Source organism: Ruegeria sp. HKCCD3925, from assembly GCF_057221175.1.
In genome coordinates this window covers 28400-51270 of record NZ_JBWVBI010000002.1, presented here as the reverse complement: position 1 = coordinate 51270, position 22871 = coordinate 28400, and the positions used below count along the sequence as shown (strand labels likewise).

General features: G+C 56.9%; 18 protein-coding genes and 1 riboswitch. Of the genes, 4 read left to right on the top strand and 14 right to left on the bottom strand.

Annotation, left to right across the window (positions count from 1 at the left end; all coding sequences use genetic code 11):
• Positions 1–41: 41 nt before the first annotated feature.
• Positions 42–1562: a trimethylamine methyltransferase family protein gene (locus tag AC2TEM_RS05230; RefSeq protein ID WP_170393827.1), complete on the bottom strand. Its 1521-nt coding sequence runs from the start codon at positions 1560–1562 to the stop codon at positions 42–44.
• Between the two features lie 15 nt (positions 1563–1577).
• Positions 1578–4031 carry a GcvT family protein gene (locus tag AC2TEM_RS05225; protein ID WP_480856022.1) on the bottom strand — a complete coding sequence of 818 codons (2454 nt, stop codon included), beginning with the start codon at positions 4029–4031 and terminating at the stop codon, positions 1578–1580.
• Positions 4032–4286: 255 nt separating this feature from the next.
• Between AC2TEM_RS05225 and AC2TEM_RS05220 the strand changes: the two genes are divergently transcribed.
• Positions 4287–5180 carry a LysR substrate-binding domain-containing protein gene (locus tag AC2TEM_RS05220; protein ID WP_170422562.1) on the top strand — a complete coding sequence of 298 codons (894 nt, stop codon included), beginning with the start codon at positions 4287–4289 and terminating at the stop codon, positions 5178–5180.
• A gap of 54 nt (positions 5181–5234) precedes the next feature.
• Here the strand turns inward: AC2TEM_RS05220 and AC2TEM_RS05215 are convergent, their stop codons facing one another.
• The 5 genes from AC2TEM_RS05215 to AC2TEM_RS05195 all read right to left on the bottom strand — a co-directional run bounded on the left by AC2TEM_RS05215 (position 5235) and on the right by AC2TEM_RS05195 (position 8803).
• A complete protein-coding gene (locus tag AC2TEM_RS05215; RefSeq protein WP_170422559.1) occupies positions 5235–6248 on the bottom strand; it encodes an iron ABC transporter permease in 1014 nt (337 codons plus the stop codon).
• A gap of 1 nt (position 6249) precedes the next feature.
• Positions 6250–7197 (bottom strand): ABC transporter substrate-binding protein, encoded by a 948-nt coding sequence (locus tag AC2TEM_RS05210; protein ID WP_170422557.1) that lies wholly within the window; start codon positions 7195–7197, stop codon positions 6250–6252.
• 18 nt (positions 7198–7215) lie between these two features.
• Positions 7216–8001: an ABC transporter ATP-binding protein gene (locus AC2TEM_RS05205; protein WP_170393818.1), complete on the bottom strand. Its 786-nt coding sequence runs from the start codon at positions 7999–8001 to the stop codon at positions 7216–7218.
• On the bottom strand, positions 7998–8354 hold the full coding sequence (locus AC2TEM_RS05200) for a DUF1636 domain-containing protein (protein ID WP_170422555.1): 357 nt from the start codon (positions 8352–8354) through the stop codon (positions 7998–8000). Before AC2TEM_RS05200 ends, AC2TEM_RS05205 begins: the two co-directional genes overlap by 4 nt.
• 102 nt (positions 8355–8456) lie before the next feature.
• A riboswitch (cobalamin riboswitch) is annotated at positions 8457–8664 on the bottom strand.
• Positions 8648–8803: a hypothetical protein gene (locus tag AC2TEM_RS05195; RefSeq protein WP_170422553.1), complete on the bottom strand. Its 156-nt coding sequence runs from the start codon at positions 8801–8803 to the stop codon at positions 8648–8650. Its footprint overlaps the riboswitch before it by 17 nt.
• A gap of 119 nt (positions 8804–8922) precedes the next feature.
• Between AC2TEM_RS05195 and AC2TEM_RS05190 the strand changes: the two genes are divergently transcribed.
• On the top strand, positions 8923–9990 hold the full coding sequence (locus AC2TEM_RS05190; RefSeq protein ID WP_170422551.1) for a catalase family protein: 1068 nt from the start codon (positions 8923–8925) through the stop codon (positions 9988–9990).
• An 18-nt stretch (positions 9991–10008) separates the two neighbouring features.
• Positions 10009–11670 carry a peroxidase family protein gene (locus AC2TEM_RS05185; protein WP_170422549.1) on the top strand — a complete coding sequence of 554 codons (1662 nt, stop codon included), beginning with the start codon at positions 10009–10011 and terminating at the stop codon, positions 11668–11670.
• Here the strand turns inward: AC2TEM_RS05185 and AC2TEM_RS05180 are convergent.
• The gene (locus AC2TEM_RS05180; RefSeq protein ID WP_170422547.1) at positions 11667–14669 is read right to left on the bottom strand and encodes an AAA family ATPase; all 3003 of its coding nucleotides are present in this window, start codon (positions 14667–14669) and stop codon (positions 11667–11669) included. The genes AC2TEM_RS05185 and AC2TEM_RS05180 overlap by 4 nt on opposite strands.
• Before the next feature lie 581 nt (positions 14670–15250).
• Between AC2TEM_RS05180 and AC2TEM_RS05175 the strand changes: the two genes are divergently transcribed.
• Positions 15251–16567, top strand: coding sequence for a UDP-glucose dehydrogenase family protein (locus tag AC2TEM_RS05175; RefSeq protein ID WP_170422545.1), 1317 nt, complete (start codon positions 15251–15253; stop codon positions 16565–16567).
• 30 nt (positions 16568–16597) lie between these two features.
• Here AC2TEM_RS05175 and AC2TEM_RS05170 read toward each other — a convergent pair whose 3' ends face one another.
• From AC2TEM_RS05170 to AC2TEM_RS05145, 6 genes are all read right to left on the bottom strand, one after another.
• A complete protein-coding gene (locus tag AC2TEM_RS05170; RefSeq protein WP_170422543.1) occupies positions 16598–17530 on the bottom strand; it encodes a hypothetical protein in 933 nt (310 codons plus the stop codon).
• A gap of 6 nt (positions 17531–17536) precedes the next feature.
• A complete protein-coding gene (locus AC2TEM_RS05165; protein WP_170393803.1) occupies positions 17537–18850 on the bottom strand; it encodes a TRAP transporter large permease subunit in 1314 nt (437 codons plus the stop codon).
• A 4-nt stretch (positions 18851–18854) separates the two neighbouring features.
• Positions 18855–19388 (bottom strand): TRAP transporter small permease subunit, encoded by a 534-nt coding sequence (locus AC2TEM_RS05160; protein WP_170393801.1) that lies wholly within the window; start codon positions 19386–19388, stop codon positions 18855–18857.
• 70 nt (positions 19389–19458) lie between these two features.
• Entirely contained in the window at positions 19459–20433 is a 975-nt protein-coding gene (locus tag AC2TEM_RS05155; protein ID WP_170422541.1) for a TRAP transporter substrate-binding protein, read from the bottom strand.
• 52 nt (positions 20434–20485) lie between these two features.
• The gene (locus tag AC2TEM_RS05150; RefSeq protein WP_170422539.1) at positions 20486–21736 is read right to left on the bottom strand and encodes an NAD(P)/FAD-dependent oxidoreductase; all 1251 of its coding nucleotides are present in this window, start codon (positions 21734–21736) and stop codon (positions 20486–20488) included.
• Entirely contained in the window at positions 21733–22866 is a 1134-nt protein-coding gene (locus AC2TEM_RS05145; RefSeq protein ID WP_170422537.1) for an enolase C-terminal domain-like protein, read from the bottom strand. The genes AC2TEM_RS05150 and AC2TEM_RS05145 overlap by 4 nt, the downstream gene beginning before the upstream one ends.
• Positions 22867–22871: the final 5 nt, after the last annotated feature.

Here is a 22871-nt window from a genome sequence, read left to right as displayed (position 1 = left end):
GTTGAGGAAACGGGCACATAAGTGCCCGCTTGCAGATCTGTTTAGGCGCTGTATTCCACCCGCTTCTTAGCGACGAACTCATCCAACGCCCCGCGCTGATCGTCCGGCATTGGTGGCTGGACGTAGGTGTTCAGCATACGCTGCGCCTCTTCCGTGCCAACGGTTTCTGCGGTTTTAGCACCTTCCGCTTCCCACTGTTCAAAACTGTCATTGTTTTGCAAGTGGTTCATATGCATTGGGTTTTCGCGCGTGTGGTCAGTACCAAGGAAGTGCCCACCCGGTCCGATTTTGTCAATGTCGCCCAGCAACGTGTCCAGATTTTCCTCTTGCAGGCCGCTGAAGAAACGGTGGAAGTTTTCCAACTGCAACGCGTCCTGCACCCATTTTGAGTAGCTGACCCCAAGCGCGCCTTCAAGGAAGCCTGCTGAGTGTACGATGTAGTTTGCGCCACCCAGCAGCACCGGCCACATGGTGTTTGCGGTGTCGAACGCAGCCTGCATATCCGGGGATTTCGATCCGGTCCACATGGTACAGGTCCGCCATGGCACACCATAAAACCGAGCCATCTGACCCACCAGAAGGTTCATCAGCCCTGGTTCGGGTGAACCCATCATCGGTGCACCTGTCTTCATCGAAACGCCCATGATTGCTACCCCCAGCACCATCGGGGCTCCGCGCCGGATGATCTGGCTGTAGGCCATACCGGCCAGAGATTCTGCAATCAGCAGCGCGACACCACCCTGCGGGCTTGCAGGTGTGCTCGCCCCTGCAAGAACAAAGGGCGACAGCAGGCAGGGCTGGTTGGCGGCGGCATAGACGCGCAGGCTCTGCAACATGGTCTCATCCCAGACCAACGGTGTGTTGCAGTTCAGCAGGGCTGCCATCACCACATTGTTGTCAACAAATTCCTCACCAAACACGATGCGAGTCATCTCTACCGAGTCCAACGCTGCCTGTTCGGATAGAACTGAACCCTTGATCGGTTTGTCGGTCAGCGTCAGTGCGGCATGAACCAGCTCCAGGTGGCGTTGCGGGACGGGTACGTCCTGCGGCTCGACCGGCAAAATACCCGGTACCATCATCGACTGACTCATCTGACTGAGTTTGAAGAAGTTATGCGCATCCTCCAGCATCGAAGGGCGGCGCACACCATCCAGACCATAGACAAACGGCGCGCCATACGCATTGGCAAAGACCGAATGCCGATTGCCCACCCGCAGCGAGCGTTCCGGGTTGCGCGCGGCATAGCCCCATTCCGAGGGAACGGCCGAGATCAGGTCCATAAGCATCTCGCGTCCGATGCGCACCCGCTCACCCTGAACATCCGCACCGTACTTCTTCCAATCCGCTAAGGCCACCGGATCGCGGAACTCAATCCCTGTGGTTTCAAGTATAGTCATGGCCGCGTTGTGGATTTTCTCAACGCCTTCAGGACCAAGCAGATCAATCGGGCCAACTTTGCGGTTCAGCGTCGACAAGTAGACTGGGGGCGGGTTGGTGCGAGCCTTGACCCGCGCGGCACGTCCACCGCCACGGCCCGAGCGTGCTTTGACTTCTGCCATCTCAAATCCTCCGGATCAGGCGCGCGCGCGGGCGCTGGTGGGATCAACGGCGCAGGTATCGATCACTTCGGCCTCGCGCATTTCATTGTGGATGAGCACCTGCATTTTGGTGCCGGGTGCCGTCATCTCGTGTGGAACCAGCGCCATCGCAATGTCGTGGTTGCAGTAATACGAGAACCCGCCCGAAGTGACGCGTCCGATCAGCTTGCCATCGGCATAGACGCCTTCGTCAAACATCACCGAGGTGTCGCAGAACGGCAGCTTCAGTGTGACCAGTGTGTTGTATCCACCCTGCTCCTGCTGCTGTTGCAACGCGGCTTTGCCGATGAAATCACGTTCGGCCACCTGCCCGCCGATCTTCTCGGTCATTGCAACGAAACGGCCCAAATCGGCCTCATATGGGGTCAGGTCTTTGCAGATTTCGCGGTTGATTGCGCGATAGGATTTCTCAAGCCGCATCGACTCCAACGCTTCAAGCCCGAAAGGTTTCACACCCGATTTCAGCAGCAAATCAACGAGGTGGCGATTGTACCCGACCGGGTGGTGCAGTTCCCATCCCAACTCACCGGTGTAGGAGACGCGCAACAAGTGCACACCTTTGGCATAGCCCACCTCGCCCATCTGTGCCGACAGCCATGGGAATGCTTCGTTCGACAAATCATTATCGGTCAATGGTTGCAGGATGTCCCGTGCCTTGGGCCCAGCCAGTGCGATCACGCCCAGCTGTTCTGAGATATCCTCGATCACCACCGAGCCATCACCTGGCAGCACGCGCTGTAACTGATCCCAATTGTAGGCTCGCCAGTTCGGCGTCGATATCAGGTAGAAATCGTCGTCGGCATAGCGCACGATTGTGTACTCCGCATCCATGCCGCCCTTATCGTTCAACATCAGCGACAAGGTCATGCGGCCCACCTTGGGCAGCTTGTTGGCCATCAGGCTATCCAGCCATTTGGCTGCACCCGGTCCACGCACTGTGAACTTGGTCATCGGCGACATTTCGATGAAGCCAGCCTCTTCACGGGTGGTGCGCACCTCTTCCTGAACACGTTCCATATGGTTGGTGCGGCGGAAACTGTGTTCGGGGATCGCCTCTTCGGGCGATTTGGCAAACCAGCGAGGAAATTCGTAGCCGTTAAAGCTGGTCCAAACCGCGCCCTGAGCAGTCAAAAGATCATATGACCCCATGGTCTTCATCGGGCGCGCATCCGGGAAGTCCTCACCCGGAACATGCGCATCCATATGGGTGCCCCATGTCTCGCGCACCTTATCCATGGTCCAACGTTTTGAGGCGTAGTCCGAGAATCGACGCGGGTCGAGCTCCGACATATCCATGCCCGGATCGCCATCGACGATCCATTTGGCCAAACGGTTACCAACGGTGCCGCCCCAGAGTATGCCACCTGGCATGCCTTCGGCCAGCCAAAGGTTCTCATGCCCCGGTGCGGGTCCGGCCAGAGGCAGCTCGTCCGGGGTCATCTGGAACGGGCCACGGGTGTTGGCCTTGATCCCAACCTCACCCAAGGTTGGCACCCGTTCGATGGCGCGTTCCCATTGGGTTTCCACGGCATCAAAATCCTCGGGCAACAGATCGGCTCCGAACTCGGGCGGGACACGATCCTCGGCAAACAGTTTGAGGTCTTTGGTGAATTCATACGGCCCGAACTGGATCCCGCCCACATCTTCGCGCAGATAAGCGCCGTAGTCCTCATCCCGCAGGATTGGGAATTCGGGCAAGCCTTGCGCCCGGCGCTCTTTCAACAGCGGCACCGTCTCGGTCGTCCAATACTGGTGAACGATAGGGATACATGGCAGGTCCAGCCCCACGCGGCGCGCATTTTCGCGGGCGTAGTTTCCGGTGGCAAAGATCAGATGCTCGCAGGTGATCTCACCCTGATTGGTGGTCACTTTCCAGTGGCCATTGTCCAGCTTCTCATAAGCCTGCGCTTCGGTGTTCTGGTATACCTTGGCGCCGGCATCCCGCGCAAGCTTGGCCAATGCCATGGTAATGTCGGCGGGATTCACATAGCCGTCTTCCGTGTGCAGAATACCAACCCGAATATCTGGACTTTGGTTCAGCAAGGGATGAATCTCGGCAATCTCCTCCGGCGTCAGCAGTTGGCAGGGCACGCCCGCAGCTTCGGCAATCGAGATATAGGACTGGAACTCATCCCAGCGCTTTTCGGTATTGGCGACCCGCAGCTGTCCTACCTTACGCAGTCCGACCGAACTGCCCATCTTCTCTTCCACCTCGGTGTAGATGCGGATGGTTTCCATCGTCATCTTCGACACGTTGTGCGACCGCACAAAGGTCACTAGCAAACCAGCCGCATGCCACGTCGAACCCGAGGTCAGTGTGGTGCGCTCCAGCATAACGGCATCAGAGCATCCATGTTCGGTCAGCCCATATAGAATTGACGCCCCGACGCATCCGCCACCGACAACCACGACTTTTGCATGTGACTGCATACTGCAACTCCTTCAAATTGTGCACGACCAACCGGGGATCGAATTGCATGAGGAAAGATCGATATGATGTCCAAGGGGCTTGAGGACCCTTGGCACATCCCTAGATCATGTCTCAAACGGTTGTGGCGAATTTTCACATTGAACTGCTGGCGGGCAATTGCAAAAAGATTCACTCTGCATAAGATGAACTAAGCCAAATCGCTGCTGATTGCGTTCTTATTATCGGGTTTTCAACTTGTCACAGGTCAAAACATCTTGCCCAACCGCCCATATGATCTTCCGCCCCTAAGCTCTCTGATCAGCTTTGAAACCGCAGCGCGGCATGTGAGTTTCAAAACTGCTGCTGAAGAGCTGAATGTTACGCCCGCAGCGATCAGCCATCAGGTCAAAGCGCTTGAGAACGAGCTGCAATGCGCGCTGTTTCTGCGCCATCATCGCGGCGTCGAACTTACCGAAAGCGGAGCCTATTTGCTGGTCGCCCTTCAACGTGGCCTTGAAGGGATCAGCGAGGCCCTTGGGCAGTTGCGCCGACAGTATGACCACAAAGGCGTGACGATCCGTTCCTCTACGGCGGTCAGCTCGCTTTGGCTTACACCACGGCTTGCCCAGTTTTGGAAAACGCATGGCCATGTTTCTGTGACACAAGTTGTGACCGATCTCGGGGTCGATACCTCAAAATGTGATCTAAGCATTCACTACGGTGATACACGCCGGGATTCAGGGATTATCAAGACCTTGTTTCACGACAACATCATGGCCTTATGCAGCCCTCGGTTTGCGAAACAGAACCCAATCGAGCATGTCGGCGAGATCGCCAAAGTGCCGCTCATCCATCTTGATGCACCAGATACCGGTTGGACCGATTGGCGGGCCTGGACCCGTAAACTGGGCTATGAAGGCCCGCTGAATTCCGCGCATCGGGTCAACAATTACACGATTGCGCTTCAGGCCGCTCAGGACGATATGGGCGCAGTGCTGGGATGGGAGGGACTGACCTCGGAGCTGACCGCATCCGGAAAACTGGTCAGACTGTTGCCGCAAACCATCTCATCGCAACTGGATTTCTACGTGAAACTACACAACACCTCATCCGACCGCGCCAAGCTTGTGTTCAAGTGGCTCGGCCAAGCGGCTGACGGAAAGGTTTAAACTCGGCTCAGACCTGATCAGGACGAAATATCTTGGGAGCGAAGATCGAGGGCCTTACCGTTGATTTCTCGCAGTCCTGAATAAAAGCAAGAACACAAACACCGATCCGATTGAAGTTGTGACGATCCCCACCGGCAATTCCTGCGGAGCCAGCAGAAGCCTGCTGAGAATGTCAGAGCCGGTCAACAAGGCAGCACCAACCATAGCGGCGGTAGGTAGAAGGTTTTTGTGCAGGGGACCTGCGATCCCGCGCGCAATATGCGGCACCATCAGACCGACAAAACCAATCACTCCGGCTACGGAAACAAACACGGCCGTTGCCAAAGCTGCGGTGAAAAACATGCTGAACCGCAGACCCCGAACCGGCACACCCAGAGTTGCGGCAGTCAAATCCCCGGTCAGCAGCGCATCCAACCAACGGCTGCGATAAAGCGAATAGCTCAGGATCAGCAGCAGACCGATGCACACCAGCGGGAACGTCTCCCAACGGGCCAGGCCCAGCCCCCCCAGCATCCAGAAGATGACAGAATGGGCGGCGCGGCTATCACCGGCGAAGATCAGATAGTTGGTGATGGCCGAAAACAAAAATGACACAGCCAGACCCGCAAGGATCAGCTTTTCCGGTGCGCTGGTGCGAAGCCCATGAACCAGCGCCAGCACGATGCCCGACGCCACAAGACCGCCGCAAAAGGCAGCCAGAGGCAGAGTCCAGAAACCCAGAATATCTCCGGTCACGGTAATTACAAACACCGCCCCCGCTGCCGCACCCGAGGACAGGCCGAACAGAAATGGATCGGCAAGGTCATTACGTGTGGTCGTTTGCAGCACCACGCCAACGATGCCCAGCCCGGCACCGATCACGGCTGCAAACAACGCGCGGGGCAATCGAAGGTCGAATACGATCCTATGCAGCGGCGACATCTCTCCGTCCTGCAACCCGGTACCGCGCAAGATCGCGGTGAAGGTCTCGGACAAAGGTATCGAGGTTGTGCCGTAGATTGTGGAAATCAGCAAAAGGGCGGCCAGAACGACCGCCCCCAGCAACAATGTCAGGCCCAATCGGCCCATATCAGCTCTGACCCGGATGCATCGCGCGCGCCATCTTCGAGATCGCTTCGATATTTGCCGGTCCCGGCGTCAGCTCTTCGTAGCGCAATCCGATCCAGCGTTCGTTCTTGACGGCGTCAGTCTGGGACATGACGGGATGTTCCTGCAGGAACTTGAAGGTGTCCTCGGCGCCATTGCCGGTCTGATAATCCAACAAAACCAGGAATTCCGGGTTCGATGCGGCAACGGCCTCCCACGAAGTGCGGCCCCAGCTCGTGTCCATGTCATGAGTGACGTTTTCACCACCGGCGGCTGCGATCATCGCATCGGGAATCGCGAATTTACCGGCGGTAAACGGAGCATCTGCAGGACCATCCAGAAGAAAGACGCGGGGCCTGGGCAGTTCAGCAGTCTTGGCTTCGATCGCTGCCAGCTGCTCTTTCCAGCCCGAGACCAAAGCCTCGGCCTTGTCTTCGACTTGCATCACCTTGCCCAAGCGCAACACATCGCCAAATAGAAGATCCATGCTGGCTTCGGGGCGATCCTTGTCCAGATGGACGCAGCTTTCGGTTAGAACCATGGTCTTGATTCCGAACGGTTCCAATGTATCTGGGGTCACATCACCACCCGGCTTCATGCCATAGTACCAACCGGCAAAGAACAGGTCGGGTTCAACCGCCACCAAATTTTCGACGGTCGGATATTTTGGCGCAAGCTCGGGGATGTCGCCACGCAGGGCATCAAAATCAGGGCTGGTCTTGTACCAGCCGGTGATGCCGGTCAGGCCGACGATCTTGTCCTGCAGACCCAATGCAAAGGCCATATCGGTCATGTTCATGTCATGCACAACCAGGCGCTCGGGCGCGGTATTAAAAACCAGCGGTTCGCCGCAGTTGTCTACGGTGACTTCTTGCGCAGCAGCACCGCTTGCCATGGCGGTGGCCAACGCCACGGGCCAGATGTATTTCATATCAGTGTGTTCCTTCGACTAAGTTGAGACTGTAGTTCTTCGAATATCAAGCGCCGGGATCACGCGGCCTTCGTGGAGAAAGCAGAGGAAATCAACGCCAAAAGTTTCGCGGACTCTTTCGGGTGTCAGCACCTTGTCCACCGACCCAAACTCGATCATGCGGGTCGATTTCATCAGCGCCACGTGTGTGGCGAATTCGGGGATCATGACAAGATCGTGTACGATCATGACCACGGTGATCCCAAGCTCGGCGACCAAAGACAGCATCCGCCCTTTTGCATCAGGATCCAGATGGTTGGTCGGTTCGTCCAGAAACAGCAACGAAGGGTTCTGCGCCAAAGCACGAGCGATATGGGCACGCTGACGTTCGCCTCCGGACAGTTGGGCCATGCGCTTGTCCGCGAGATTGGCGAGACCGGTCAGGTCTAAAATCCGGTCCAGCTCTTGCGCGTGGCCTTCGGCAGAGCGGTCCGCACGGATGGGTATTTGCCCCAGCGCAACATAATCGCGTAACGCCAAGCGTCCATCGGGCAGTTCCTGCTGACCTACCACTGCAATCATGCGCGCACGCTCTTTGGCCGTGAGCTGTTTCAGACTGCGTCCTTTGATCCGAACATCGCCAAGTGCCAGCGGCTCAGCGCCGCACAACAGATTGAGAAGCGTCGTTTTCCCCGCCCCGTTCGGGCCGGCGATGGCTAGAATGGAACCCTCGTCCAACTCGAACGAGACGCCCTGCAACAGGACATCTCCGTTAAGGGCATAATACTCAAGGTTTTCGGCAATCAGAAAGGGTGGCAACGTCATTGCGATGCCCCCTGTTCGATCCGCGGCATGCGCGAGAGGGTTTTATTGGACAACGCCTGCGGGCGATCAGTGGCATTTGTCCAGCCATCCGGGCTTTCACGATACTGCGCTGCAAACTCAGCCAGCGCCTGCACCTCATCCGCGGTCTGAATGCCACCAAAAAGGTATTGCGCCTTTCCTACGGCCTGGAACCCAACCGTTCTGGGACTATCGCAGCCTGCCATGCAAGACGACGCGCGGATCGCAAAACTGCGAGGTAATTTCCCAGTCAACGCATCGCAAATTTCATCAAGGGGCAGCCCTTCAGCGCAGCTTTCGCAGACTAGAATGAAATGATCAGGCGTATCTGGCATGGTCCACTCCACTTGTTTCCAAGCGCATGCGGAAGCTGCCGACAATGTAAACACGCGATTGACGCGCCATCAAAGCCTCCTTCCAGGACGCCCCGCCCCGGGTTGGTTAAACATCTGATGGCAGGTCTCCTGACTTGCGGGTCCGCGCTCGGCCAACCTTCCCGATCCTGTGGACCAGTGGCTGTTTGGCCTTGCTCACCGCTTACAGTTGCGGGGGCAGTTACGGAATTGGCACCTTTTGGCAAGCCTCACCGTATTCCCTTTTCATCCCGCGGCAACGCCACCGGGAACCATCAATCGATTGAGTGCCCGAGAACACCGGACACGTCAATGATAAAGTCGAAGGCACCCAACTCTGGTCGAGGATCGAGCGCCGCCAACCACGTGTCCGAAGCACCAACCGAATAGCTTGGGCTGCGCGCCGAATTTGTCTGGCCACGGTTGTCCATAGTTGGTGTGTTTGGAAATTAGACAATCTGAGGTAAGCTGAACAAATTTAGAGGTTTAGCTTTGTCAGCACCTTACCCCTGTTTGATCATTGCCTGGGTTTATCCAAGGAGACGGTTCTTTGACACATGTTTCGCAAAACGCATTGCCGCCGGATATTGTTGATGATGTCATTGACCACAATCTCGAGGCCGTAGCACGGTGGAAAGGCCATCGCTTAAGGGCTCAGCATGGGCGCAGTCACGGGTGTGTAGCTGCAATATTCACCGTCAGAAACGATCTACCAGAACAGTTCCGTCACGGCCTGTTTGAACAGCCCGCAGCCTATTCAGCCGCACTTCGCTTTTCCAACGGCGCGCATCTGGATGACCGGAAATCGGATGCCCACGGGATGGCGATCAAGCTTTTTGATGTGCCTGGCCCCAAGCTGATCGACGCCGAAGCACTTGCGCATCTGGGGACCACACAACTCAGCGACGAGTTCGATTTTGTATTGGTCGATCAGGATGTGTTTCCCAGCTACGTCCCCGATGAATATGAGCGATTGGGCAGGCTTGTCGCCACATTACAAGCGGTCCAGCACGCGATCAAAGGGCGACGAAAATGGAGCCTTAGGTTGATCACCAAAGGGCTGCGCGCAGGATTTCGAGCCTTCCTCACTCGTGAAGGCAAGCGTCAGTTTCGCGTCGCGAGTGATTTCGCCTCGAACTATATGCACTCGCCTTTTGAGGTCCATTTCTGGTCGACAACACCGTATCGGCTGGGCCCCGATCTAACAGTCCGATACCTAGCCCGCAGCGCTAAACCAAAAGTTCCGGCACATCCGGTAGACGACCCAGATGGGATCGGGCAGTGTTTGCGGCAAGACGTGGCCGATGGAGATAATCACTTCGAGCTGTGTGTGATTGAGCCCCCGCGCCCGGCCGACGAATTCGATGTGCTAGACAATCGCATCCGGTGGGCATGCGATCCGCAACCAGATGCACCTCTTGATCCGTACCATCATACCGTCACGCCCGTGGCGGATATCACGATTCCCAAAGGTGCAGAATTTGATCCGCAGAATGGCGACGCGATGAGCTTCTCGCCCTGGCGTGTCACGGCAGATCACGAACCTTTAGGACCGATTAATGCGATCCGGCTCAGAACCTATCTGAGCCTGGCCCGCGCCCGGTTCCCGAACCGATGACCAAACGGAGATGTATTGATGCTGGACGTTGATGATCTGATCAAACTCGGATTCAAGATCTCCCCACCCGTTACGAGTTATTTGGCCGCGATCAGGCTTGCAAACGCCGCGAAGATCCACCGACCGCGGCCCTATACAATGGGCGCAGACTACACGACATGGCCCGGCGTGTTTTCCCATCGCTGGATCGGTCGGCATACGACGCCAGAAGACCTCTCACCCGTCCTGCCGTCGGAAAGCGAAGTTGCTGATCTCTTTCGCCGACGGACACAAATGGATGGCAGCCCGCTTACCTTGATGTGCCCGCAAGGATCGACACTATTGTTTATCTCGGCCGCACAATGGTTTACCGACAGTTTCCTTCGCACCTTTGGGGCGAAAGGACCGGTTGATCAGACGGATTCGAACCACGAAGTCGATCTGTGCCAAATCTACGGGCTGAACGATTTTCAGACCGACATGCTGCGCGAACGCGATCCCGATACCAATGAACTAACGCACCGGCTGGCCTTTCGTCTGGATACACAGGGCGAGATGTGGGCTCCGAAGCTGTTTCAAAAAAACCAATCCGGTGGTGTTAAGCTAGCACCCCCTTTTGATGGCAGTCTCGCCACTGGCGAGAATTGCGGAAAGCCGTTGCACGATCCCTGCAAGCTGTGGAATGCGGTGAAACGGGCGCATCCGGGTCTCAGCGATCACGCAATCGACCAGCTACTGCTCGATTTTCATGCAACCGGGCTCGATAATGGCAATGGTACGATAGGCTATATCACGATCAATACACTGATGTTGCGCGCCCATAACACCTTTGCCGATCTGTTGTGGCGCGAAAAGCGCGGCATATCAGGCTGGGACAAAGAGCGTGTGTTCCAGACCACACGCTGCACCTTGATCGCATTGCTGATCAAGCTTGTGCTTGAGGACTACATCGCCCACATCGCCAATATGCCATTCAAACTGCCTGTTGGCGTCAATCGCTGGCAACCGTGGCATCATTCCAACCAGATCGCGATTGAGTTCAATTTGCTCTACCGCTGGCATTCGATGATCCCCGAGCGATTCATAATCGACGGCGCACAGGTTGGCCCGGAGGGGTTCAGATTCAATCCACGACTGGTCGAACAAACGGGCTTGGCGGAAATGATCCGATCATTGTCGCGCCAACCTGCGGCCCGCATGTCGCTGCGCAACACGCCCGATTTCCTGTTCCAAAGGCCTGCGCCCGGTGCTCCTGCCCCTGTCGAAGCTACAATTGCCCTGACGCGTAAGGCGCGTCTTCCGTCGCTGAACACTTATCGTCATCATTTCTGCCGCAAACCGCATTCAAGCTTTACTGAGATGGTTGGTGATCAGCCGTATGCGGACGAATTGATTGCCGACCTGAGCCGGCTTTATTGCGACGTCAATAGGGTCGAGTTGTTCCCTGGTCTCTTTGCGGAACAGCACAAGGGCGATGTGATCATGGGCGATCTGATGACATCGATGGTGGCGTATGACGCAATCACGCAGCTTATGAACAACCCGATGGTGTCCAAAAACTTGTACTCGGCTGAGACTTTTTCAGAGAAAGGTTTTCAGTTGTTGAAGAAAACTTCGTCATTCTCGCAGGTGGCGCGTTTTGTTGGCTTGGACCTGCAACCCGAAGACTGCACTTTAGGTCGACGTCCCGGCGGGACCTAAGACGCGACCGCGCGCTCTTCCAGCTCAGCAATCCGCGCGGCAACTTCCGTATCGGCTGGCCGGATGCAGGCAAGATCACTCAGCGCGCGCAATTCATACAGCGCCGCGCCCTGATCATTTGCCACGGCTATAGCTTCACGCAAAGCCGCCTCAGCCGCGTCGAACGGACTACCTTGTTCCAGTAGAAGAGCCGCCTTTATCCGGTGGATTTCAGCCTCATAGTTCCGCTCGTCAGTGTTTTCTGCACATGTCAGACCAGCCTCCACCGCATCCAACCCTTTCTGAATCTCACCCAGAGCAAGATAGCCCCGTGCGAGCTCGGCGTTGACGAGCACGCCAGCCGCCTCGGCACCCGTTGCGTGCATCCTTCCCCAAGCGGCCTGCAGCATGGCCACGCCCTCTGTGGCCTCGCCGGTTCTGATGGCAGCCCCGGCAAGATGGGCCGTCGCAACAGCTTGGTAATAAGGGCCGCCCTTGTCCTGAACAGCCGCGCTCAGCGCCTTGGCCATACGCGCATAATCCGGGTGGTCCATCTGCATGTGGATTTCGGTCAACCAATGCATTGCATTTGCGATGATCAAGGGCTGGCCCGACGCCATCGCGGCGTCAACTGCCCGCTTGGCTTTGGCGAGTGCCGCCTCAGTTTTGCCCTGAAAGCTGTCAACCAGCGCGCTCATACTCTCGATTTGTATCACGGCTGCAATATCGGGGCTGTTTCCAGCTTCGGCGCGATGCGCATCCGCATGAGACGCCGCTTGTTCCAGAGCTGCTGCCGCATCCTGAAACCGACCGCGCGGGGATAGCGCGGCCCCACAGATGTAGTTTCCGACCATTCGGGTGTGGTGATCGTCATACGCATCGATGATCGCTTGCCCCCATTGCTCGGCGTTCTGGTAATCACCTTTGACCATTGCAGCGGTAAACAGACCCCTGCCCGCGCGCACAAGAGTACGTCTGTCGCCCAGCTTTTCAGCCAGTTCAAAACTGCGCCCAAAGGCATCGATTGCGGGCTCGGCACCATAACCGACATGCACGCGTTCGGCAGCGGCCAGAAGGAATTGCAAGTTCAATTCAGCTTTATCGCGTTGGTCTGCGGGCAACTCGTCCAACAGCCGCAATCCGTTTCGGGCATGCTGAGCCCCTTCGCGATTTGCGTGGCGCCTCAGGTTCAGCCGCGCGGCCTCCGACCAGGCGGCCACCGCCTTCGTTGTTTCACCGGCCAGTTCCCAGTGCCGCGCTATTTGTTCAGGCTGTCGGGCGGCTTCCGGTTGGGCGGCAAGGGCTTCTGCCGTGCGTCGATGCAAATGAATGCGACGGTCCCGCACAAGGCTTTGATATGCCGCCTCACGCACCAATTCATGGCGGAACCGCCATATCATTTCGGCGTCGTCATTCGCGCCGGGCAGATGTTGCAAAATACCCGTGGCGGCGAGCCCAAAGATCGCGTCTTCGGACTCGTCTTCAGTCAGTTCACTGATCTGAGCCAGCAAAGGCGCCCCAAAGGCACCACCAATAACAGCGGCCTCGATCGCGGCACGTCGGAGTTCTCCGACCTCGTCCACCTGTTGCGCCAGGAGGTCATGCAACGTGGCGGGAATGTTGTCCACGATACGTTCAGGCGACGCAGCGATGGCGGCAGAGCACTCCTTGATGAAAAGGGGCACACCATTGCCGCGCGCCAAAATCTGCGCCGTGGTGCGGTCGTCAAGGCGCTCACCCGAGGCCGCCTTGGCCAGTTCTGACGATGTCGCATCATCGAGCGGTGGAAGCGACAATTGCTCAAGAGACGGTATGCTCTCTTTGATCGCTGATGGCGCCGGCATCCGCGAAACCATCAACATCAGGACGGGAAGTGATGTCAGATGCTCGGCCACGTCGCGCAGCACCGAAAGGGTCGATGGGTCGACCCATTGCATATCCTCAACCACGACAAGCACCGGCCCTTCTCGGCTGAGTTTTTGGTAGACGCGGATGAATATGTCACTCAGCTGCGCGCGCAGTTCGTCCTCACTGGTCGTCCCGCTGTCGCCAGGGCCCGGGGCAAGAATGAAATACAGCGTGCGAAGTTGCGCGTCGTCCAGAATATCGCTCAGATGTTCTGACAACCGGTTGCGACGCGCGGCAATATCGTCCTGATTGTGGATGCCGCACCACCGTTCGACCTGTGATATGAAGGGAAAGAACGGTGTGCTGACATGGAACGGGCTGCAGTGATAGGTCACCCATGCCTGCGGCCCGACCGACGAACGCAGATCACGGATCAGGTGCGATTTGCCAATCCCTGCCTCACCCAATATGTGAATCACCCGCCCTCTTCCGGCTTCCACATCTTTCCACGCGCGGCGGAGTTGTCCGCGTTCGGCTTTGCGGCCAAGCAACGGGGTGCGGTTATGGCGGCGTGCCTGATCCTTGCCTTCACCGGTCAATCGATAAACTGGAACAGGCCGGTCGAACCCCGCGAGGTTCTGAACGCCTTGCGGCTCGAACTCCATTTGTTCGGCCCCAAGCGCTCGTGTTGCCGCAGAAACCATTGTTCCACCGGGGGTCGCCAACGACTGAAGACGTGCCGCAAGATTTAGCGTCGATCCAAAAATCGCGTCCGGCTGAATATTGGTCCCAAGCGCGATGTCCCCGACAAGAACTACGCCGGATGCGATCCCAATCCGGCACCTGAGATCGAGCGGACCCGCCATTGCGGGCAGATCAGTATGGATGCGCAGCGCCGCGCGTAGAGCGCGCTCGGCATTATTTTCAGACGCAGCAGGCCAACCAAAGGCGACGAGGATACCGTCGCCCACGATCTGCAGCACCCTGCCCCCGAACTCAACGGCAATTTGTTCGACCAGTTTATGATAACGTAATGTCGTAGACAGCAAATCTTCGGGCTCAAGCATTTGAGCCAATACCGTGGACTCGACAAGATCCACCATCATGACAGTCAGATGGCGGTGCTCCATCGCGCCAAGATCAGTTTCCGGGCCGTTGGGGTGCAGCACCATCAGCGCGCTCCGCGACCGGCGCTCATGCGGCGTGGAGATTTAAGGCCAACGCCTTCCCCGGAACCCAAAAACGAGAACATGCCCCCCATCGCGAAGCCTTAAAATAATTAACAGATTGCTCGCACCGCCGCTCGACACCACGAAAACTGATTGTGAGACTATATGAAGCTTCGCATTCTGGCTATGCCCAACGCCTGCTGAAGCGAAGAAGTGCCTGATATTACATGTAGGATTGAGAATGCGCGCCAGCGGTCGAACGAATGACATCGTCGGAAATCCGATCTGGCAACGAATCTTGATCGCAACACGCCGTTCTTCGCCGAGACCAGATAGCCAGTTCAACTCAAGCCACGAACAGTACTTGAACAATTCACCACAACAAGCATATTCGGTCGCCAAGAAACAGTCTGATGATTTTGCCCTATCGCCCGCAACACCTCAGAAGTGCCGAGCTGTTGTCGAAAGCAAGCCGGCAATGCTTAGGCGGTTGTAATTATCGAGCCCCAAAAGCTCTTAGTTCAGCGGTTGAAAGAGACCAGGAAATGCGCCATTGGCGAAACCCAAAAGAAGGAATTCGATAAATGCGCATTGCGATGATTGGCACCGGATATGTCGGTTTGGTGTCCGGGGTTTGCTTTTCGGACTTTGGCCATGATGTGATTTGCGTCGATAAATCCGATCGCAAGATCAAGATGCTTCAGGATGGAGAAGTGCCGATTTACGAGCCGGGCCTTGATGTGCTCATGGCCAAGAACGTGGCTGCTGGCCGCCTGACCTTTACCACCGACCTGGCCGCTGCGGTCGACGGCGCGGACGCGGTGTTCATCGCGGTGGGCACACCTACGAGACGCGGGGACGGGCACGCTGATCTGACTTATGTGATGGCCGCCGCCGAAGAAATCGCTCATGCCATCACCGGCTATACGGTTGTCGTAACCAAATCGACTGTCCCGGTCGGCACCAACCGCAAGGTTCATGAAGTTGTCTCGGGGGCAAATCCGAAGGCGGAATTCGACGTCGCATCGAACCCCGAATTCCTGCGCGAGGGCGCTGCAATTGATGATTTTATGCGCCCGGATCGTGTTGTCGTAGGGGTCGAAAGCGAACGAGCGGCGGATGTCATGGCCGAGATTTACCGCCCGCTTTATCTGCGTGACTTTCCGATCCTGACCACTGATCTAGAAAGCGCCGAGATGATCAAATACGCGGCGAACGCATTCCTGGCGACCAAAATCACGTTCATCAATGAAATCGCCGGTCTTTGCGAGCGGGCAGGCGGCGATGTCAAAGAGGTGGCGCGCGGCATTGGTCTGGATGGGCGGATCGGCAACAAGTTTCTGCACGCAGGCCCTGGCTATGGCGGCTCGTGTTTTCCGAAAGACACCGCTGCACTTGCCCGGATCGGACAGGATTTTGCCCACCCGATGCAGATCACCGAAACCGTCATTCGTGTAAACGATGAGGTCAAGAAGCGGATGATCGAGAAGATCCGGGATGCCTGCGATGACAGCTTCAATGGCAAGACCGTGGCGGTTCTGGGTGTGACTTTCAAGCCCAACACCGATGATATGCGCGACGCACCTTCCCTGACCATCGTTCCCGCCCTGATCGGCGGCGGTGCCCAGGTCCGCGTTGTCGATCCGCAAGGCCGTGCCGAGGGGGAAGCGCTGCTTCCTGGCGTCGAGTGGATGGATGATCCCTACGCCGCGGCCAAAGATGCGGACGTTGTTGTCTTGCTGACAGAATGGAACGAGTTCCGCGCCCTGAACCTGAGCGAGCTGGCAGAGACTATGAGATCCCCCCGAATGGTCGACTTGCGTAATATCTACTCGTCCACGATGGTTCTGGGATCGGGATTTGAAACCTATGTCGGCGTCGGGGTTGGGGATCAGCGTTAGGGCTGGCACCGCCAATGCCTCTGGCCCAAATCAGCTGGTTGTGGCAGCCGTCTGATACAGTCGGCGCATGATCAGCGGCGTCAGATACATCGGTATCTGATAGGCCCCGATGAACACCATGATCGGCGCGGTCACTTCAGGTGGCAGTGCCACGAAGAATATCGCGATGTTCCGGTTTCCGGCGATCAGAGACACCGCCGTAGCCTCGGCACCGGGCATTCGAGTTCGTGTGAATTGGAATGAGACAACCTGAGCCCCAAAGTTGATCAGACAGGCAAACGCGATCCAGAACAGCGCGAAACGTGGGTCCACAAGTGCGGTTGCGCTCAATGATGGCATCAGGCCAACAACGAAAACGGACAGAGTAATCGTTGCCGCACCTTCCACGTTCAAAAGCGTAGACTTTGAAGGTTGGCGCAGCACCGTGCGGCGCAATATGACAGCCGCGAGAATTGCTATTGTGATGGTAAGAAAAAGCCGAAGCGCGGTCATCAGGACCGCCCTGAGATCACCCAATTCCGGCATCAGCCAAAAGATCGGTAACGCGGTCAGTGGCAAAACAGCCGTTCCAACCACGACTAGTCGCATCGCCGGTTCCGCAGAATAGCCCATCATCAGGCACATATTGGGGCTGCCGGATATTGATGGGGCTGCAGCCATGACAAGCAATGCCAAAAAAACTGGCGAACCGGTCCATCCGCAGGCAATTCCAATCCCAACGACAGACAACGGCAAAACCAATTGAAAGGCGGCAATCGTTCCCGCAACTTTTCGCAGGTCAACCAGCGAACCCACAATGGCCCCCGGCTGCATTCGCAGCAGCGTCAAAAACAGCAGGAGCATGACCAAGGGCGGCAAGAGAGGCCGCATCGGTGCGGCCAGCCCCGGCAGCAGAAGGCCTGCGGCAAGGCCCGATACCAACACATATGGGCCGTGACGCGCCGCGAAGTGAAGCGGGTTCAACGGCGTCTACCCACCGGGGCTTTGACGCAGGTTTTCGGGCAGCCACGTCGCCAACTCGGGGAACCAGATCAGAACGAACACCATCAGCACCATGATCAGGAACATCGGGATCGCAGCGCGGGCGATATAGCTCATTTCATGGTTAGTCATGCCCTGCATCACGAACAGGTTGAAACCAATAGGAGGTGTGATCTGCGCCATCTCGACAACGACCACGATGAAGATCCCGAACCAGATCAGATCGATCCCGGCGTCCCGGATCATAGGCTCGACAACAGCCATAGTCAGCACAACCGAAGAAATCCCATCAAGGAAGCAGCCCAGAATGACGTAGAAAACCAGCAGAACCATGAGCAGTTCGAACCGGGTCAGTTCCCAGCCCGCGATCAAATCCGCAAGTCCGCGCGGCAGGCCGGTAAAGCCCATCGACAATGACAGGAACGCAGCACCCGCTAGGATCAGCGCAATCATCGCACTGGTGCGGGTTGCGCCCATCAAACTTTCAGTGAAGGTCTTCCAGTTCAACGATCCCTGCCCTGCTGCCAGTAGCAGTCCGCCAATCACACCGAAAGCCGCCGCCTCGGTCGCCGTAGCATAACCCAGATACATCGATCCGATTACCACCATGATCAGCAGGATCACTGGCAACAGAAAGCGAGAGTTCTTAACCTTTTCGGAAAAGGTCAGCTTGCTCTCATCGTTGGGGTTCCAGTCTTTGCCAACTTTGGAATAGATGGCGACATAGCCCATGAACATTGCGGCAAGCACAAGACCGGGTAGGATGCCTGCAAAGAACAGCTTGGTGATGGACTCGTTGATCGTAACGCCGTACACGATCAAGGTCAGCGACGGCGGAATCATCAGGCCAAGCGTAGCCGCACCCGTCAGCGTGCCGATGACCATGCGTTCGGGGTAGTTGCGCTTTCGCAGTTCCGGGATCGACATCTTGCCAACCGTAGTCAGCGTCGCCGCCGAAGAACCCGAGACCGCAGCAAACACTGTACAGCCTACGATATTCGTGTGGACCAGCCCGCCGGGCAAAGGTGCCATCCACGGCGACAGGCCTTTGAACATGTCTTCGGACAATCGGGTTCGGTAGAGGATTTCGCCCATCCAAATGAACATAGGCAAGGCAGTCAGGGTCCAGGAAGAGGACGCCGACCAGATCGTGGTGATCATGACATCGCCTACGGGGCGCGTCGTGAACAACTCCATCCCGACCCAGGCGACGCCCATCAGGGCCAGCCCGACCCAGACACCGGTGCCCAGCAAGGTGAAAAGGACAAAGAGGAAGAGGATAATAACGGATATATTTTCCATGCTCTTACTCTCCGTGGCTCTGATCGGCCAGATCACGGGTGATGCGGTGATCACCCTTGAACAGGACATGGAACAGGTGATCGGTCAGCGCGATGGCCAGAATGACCGCTCCGATCAGCATGGTAGATTGCGGTATCCAAAGGGCGGTTTTATCTTGCCCCTGGCTGATATCGTTGAACTTCCAGCTCCAGTACACAAAGCGATAGGCATACCAGCAGAAATACCACATGACCGCCGAACCAATCGCAAAGCACCAGATTTCCAGAATTCTGCGAAAGCCATCGGGAACCGCGTTCAGGAGAATGGAGACTCTAATATGGCTGCCTCGGTTCAGGGCGTTGGCGAAGGCCAGAAAAGACGCAGCGGCCATCGCATATCCAGCATAGTCTGGCGCGCCGGGAAACACCTCACCGGTCCAACGGGCCAGCATTTGCACAACAATCAACACCAGAATGGCAATCAGGCTGAGCGCCGCCATAACCCCTGCTGCCAGATAAATGAAATCCAGTACGGACCTGAGCCCTCGCATTGCCGCCATGCTGTCCCCGCTGTGCTTTTTGTGGATTGGGAGCAGGCGGCAGGATGAACTGCCGCCCGCATTCGAATGGTTACTGAGAGTTGAACGCGTCGACGATAGCTTTGCCTTCGTCTCCGGCGGCCTCAAGCCATTCGTTGGTCATGGTGACGCCGATTTCTTTCAGCTCATTCGTCATCTGTTCGGATGCAGGACCAACTGTCATGCCGCCATCGCGCAGACCCTGAAGCGTAAAGCCGGTATATTCCTTGGCACGCCAGTTACCTGCATACTCGGCCAGTTCCGCACAGCCTTTGATGACGTTCTTGTTCGCATCCGAGACACCGGCCCAGACGTCTGAGTTGACCATCACGTAGTTGCGCGGCAGCCAGGCATCCACTTCATAGAAGTAGTTCAGACTTTCCCAGACCTTGCGGTCATACCCGGTTGAGCCGGAAGACACCATGGAATCCGCCACGCCAGTGGCAAAGGCCTGGCTGATCTCAGCCGCCTCGATGGTAACCGGCAGCATCCCGGTCAGCTCAGCCAGACGTGATGTGGCGTTGTTGTAAGAGCGGAACTTGATACCTTCCATATCCGCGACCGAGTTCACCTCGTCCTTGAAGTACAACCCTTGAGGCGGCCAAGGCACGGCGTAAAGCAGCGTCAGGTTCTGTTCAGCTAGCAGCTTTTCGATGGACGGCTTTGCCGCATCCCACAGCTTGGCGCTGTCGTCGAACGACGTTGCCAGGAATGGGATCGAGTCAAAGCCGAACAGCGCGTTTTCGTTCTGGTGCCCAGACAGCAGACGCTCACCAATCGGGGCTTGCCCGGTCTGGATCGCACGCTTGATGTCGGCACCTTTGAACAGCGAGCCGGACGGGTGTGTGACAATCTCAATCTCACCACCAGTGCCGGTGGTCACACATTTGGCGAACTCCGCGCCGGTGGCCGAATGGAAATTCGATGCCGAATAGGCCATCGGCATATCCCATTTCTCGGCCATTGCAGGTGCGGCCGCGGTAGCTGTCAGAGCGGTTACCGCCAGAAGGCTTGTCAGTTTTTTCATCATGTTTCTCCCTGTTGAGTTTTGAGACGCCGGCGTTCTTCGCCAGTCATTTCTATGTTGCGAAACGCGAGGGCGCGTAGACGCTCATGTCAGTGTTCGGTGTTCTGCCCGCAATCATCTGGGCCAGAAGTCGCCCCGTTTTCGGCCCGCCTGTCAGGCCAATGTGATGGTGCCCAAAGCCCATATACGCACCGCTAATCCCCGGAGCCTCACCGATAATCGGGATCGAGTCAGTTGGTGCTGGGCGGTGCCCCATCCATTCCACTTCCTCCTTCCATGTCAAACCCGGGAAGGCCATCCGGGCATTCTTGCGCATCAATTCAAACGGCGCGCGTGAGGGTGGCGCATCAAGACCGCCAAATTCCACGATGCCAGCCAAACGAATGCGGCCATCCATCGGTGTGGCGACAAATTTGCCGGAAACCACCATGACCGGACTGCGCGGCATGGCAGAAGGCTCCACCAATTCAAGATGATAGCCGCGTTCGGTTTCAAGGGGAACAGAAATGCCTAAACGCTTGGCCAAAGGCCCCGACCAAACGCCCGCAGTTACAATTGCCGTATCACACGCGATGGTTTCGCCTGCCGCCCGTATACCGGTTACGCGACCATTTTCCTGAACAACGTCATCGACCGCTGCACGTAGGATTGTGCCCCCATGTGCCTCGACATACGCCGCCAGATCGTTGACGTACCGACCTGGATCCGTGATATGGCCATGATCCGAAAGCTTCGCCGCAAATCCAATGTCTTCACTATAGACCGGATCATAGGCGTGAAAGGCAGGGCCTTCCAATTCGTCCCATGTGAATCCGTTCCTGCGCCGAATGTCCCAGCCAAACGCATCATCTTTGAAATGCGCGCGGTCGTTGTACAGGAACAGATAGTCAGAGGGCACGATCCACTTTTCAGCGCCCGTGCCCTCAGCCAGCGCTTTGTGGTCGTTCAGGCTATCGCCAACAATTGGCGTCAAAGCTGACGCGATGCGTTCCACATCTGATGCATTCGCATGACTCAGATATTTTGTTAGCCAAGGAATCAGCTTTGGAAGATACCCCCATCTCAGAAACAACGGTTGTGACGGGCTGAGCAGCATTTTGGGCGCCTTCCGGAGCAGCCCTGGAACAGTCACCGGAACAATCGAGCATGACGCCAATACGCCCCCATTGCCGTGCGAGGTGCCCTCTCCCGGTCCGGCCTTGTCGATCAGGATTACCTCGTGACCATCCCGCTGCAGCCAGATTGCGGCTGAAACGCCAACAATCCCAGCGCCGATGATCGCTATGGTCTTCTTCTCGCTCATGCCCCCACCGCCTTGGCCACTGCATAATGCTCAAGCTTGGTTACATCAGGCCTGTTGCCGAGGCCGGGTGCGTCAGGGACTACAACTTCGCCGCTGCTTACTTGGAAGGGATTTTCCAGAATGTCCTCTTTCAGGAAGTAGGAGGCTTGATAGAACTCGCAGCCCAACGTTATCTCAGGTGTTGCAGCAATCATATGTGTGCCCGCCAGATGCGCCAATCCGGCCTCGAACATATCACCGCCATAGGCTGTCAGACCATGTGCTGCAGCGATACGGGCCACAGTCTGGCCTCGTGTCGGGCCACCGGATTTCATGATTTTCACTGAAACCCCGTCACAGATACCGTCACGCGCTGCCCGCTCCATGTCTTCGGGGCCAAAGACGCTCTCATCAGCCAGAAGTGGGACGTCAATCATCTGTCGCAACTTGCCCATCATGCCGAAATGGTGGGCGCGGACGGGTTGCTCGATGAAATCCGGGGCAAATTGCGCGACATCGCGAACCTGCGCCGGTGCGTCCTCGATACTGAGCCCCTGATTGTAATCTACACGAACCCTGAATTCCGGGTGGTTCTGTGCGAGATATTCCAATCGCATGATATCGAAGGCGTGATCCTTGAACCCGGTCTTGAGCTTTACAATCCGAACGCCATCGGCCTGCAATTGTGCCAGCAACTCAACATCCTGAGCAAAATCCGGGTTCGCAATTGAGCAACTGAGTGGAATGGTTCCCCGGCACTTCCCGCCCAGCAGAGACCAAACAGGAACCTTGCTGATTCTGCCCGCAAGATCCAGCAAAGCGGTTTCCAATGCAGCTTTCGCCTCGGTGCAATGAGCCACGGCATAAGCTGCCTGTGCCATGATCGCTGAACGGTCGCCCACTCTGGCCCCAACCACAAGTGGGCGCAAATAGCGATCAAGCGCTGCATAAGTGGCCTCTGGGGTGCCCGTGAAGACAGACCAGGGGGAGGCCTCTCCAAATCCTTCATTGCCGTCCTCGGATCTCAGCCTTAGGACGACGACTTCGCATATTCCTTCGACGGACCCGATGCCATGATCACGGCGAGACGTCACGGGCAACTCAAGATGCCAGAGATCATAGCCGATGATTTTCTGTGTCAGATCGCCCATTGCAC

Bases quoted from the DNA above. Each gene is read 5' to 3' on its own strand.
- AC2TEM_RS05155 (WP_170422541.1), bottom strand. From the start codon at position 20,433: ATGAAAAAACTGACAAGCCTTCTGGCGGTAACCGCTCTGACAGCTACC.
- AC2TEM_RS05210 (WP_170422557.1), bottom strand. From the start codon at position 7,197: ATGAAATACATCTGGCCCGTGGCGTTGGCCACCGCCATGGCAAGCGGT.
- AC2TEM_RS05145 (WP_170422537.1), bottom strand. From the start codon at position 22,866: ATGGGCGATCTGACACAGAAAATCATCGGCTATGATCTCTGGCATCTT.
- AC2TEM_RS05230 (WP_170393827.1), bottom strand. From the start codon at position 1,562: ATGGCAGAAGTCAAAGCACGCTCGGGCCGTGGCGGTGGACGTGCCGCG.
- AC2TEM_RS05215 (WP_170422559.1), bottom strand. From the start codon at position 6,248: ATGGGCCGATTGGGCCTGACATTGTTGCTGGGGGCGGTCGTTCTGGCC.
- AC2TEM_RS05205 (WP_170393818.1), bottom strand. From the start codon at position 8,001: ATGACGTTGCCACCCTTTCTGATTGCCGAAAACCTTGAGTATTATGCC.
- AC2TEM_RS05185 (WP_170422549.1), top strand. From the start codon at position 10,009: ATGCTGGACGTTGATGATCTGATCAAACTCGGATTCAAGATCTCCCCA.
- AC2TEM_RS05175 (WP_170422545.1), top strand. From the start codon at position 15,251: ATGCGCATTGCGATGATTGGCACCGGATATGTCGGTTTGGTGTCCGGG.
- AC2TEM_RS05160 (WP_170393801.1), bottom strand. From the start codon at position 19,388: ATGGCGGCAATGCGAGGGCTCAGGTCCGTACTGGATTTCATTTATCTG.
- AC2TEM_RS05200 (WP_170422555.1), bottom strand. From the start codon at position 8,354: ATGCCAGATACGCCTGATCATTTCATTCTAGTCTGCGAAAGCTGCGCT.
- AC2TEM_RS05165 (WP_170393803.1), bottom strand. From the start codon at position 18,850: ATGGAAAATATATCCGTTATTATCCTCTTCCTCTTTGTCCTTTTCACC.
- AC2TEM_RS05225 (WP_480856022.1), bottom strand. From the start codon at position 4,031: ATGCAGTCACATGCAAAAGTCGTGGTTGTCGGTGGCGGATGCGTCGGG.
- AC2TEM_RS05150 (WP_170422539.1), bottom strand. From the start codon at position 21,736: ATGAGCGAGAAGAAGACCATAGCGATCATCGGCGCTGGGATTGTTGGC.
- AC2TEM_RS05180 (WP_170422547.1), bottom strand. From the start codon at position 14,669: ATGGTGCTGCACCCCAACGGCCCGGAAACTGATCTTGGCGCGATGGAG.
- AC2TEM_RS05195 (WP_170422553.1), bottom strand. From the start codon at position 8,803: ATGGACAACCGTGGCCAGACAAATTCGGCGCGCAGCCCAAGCTATTCG.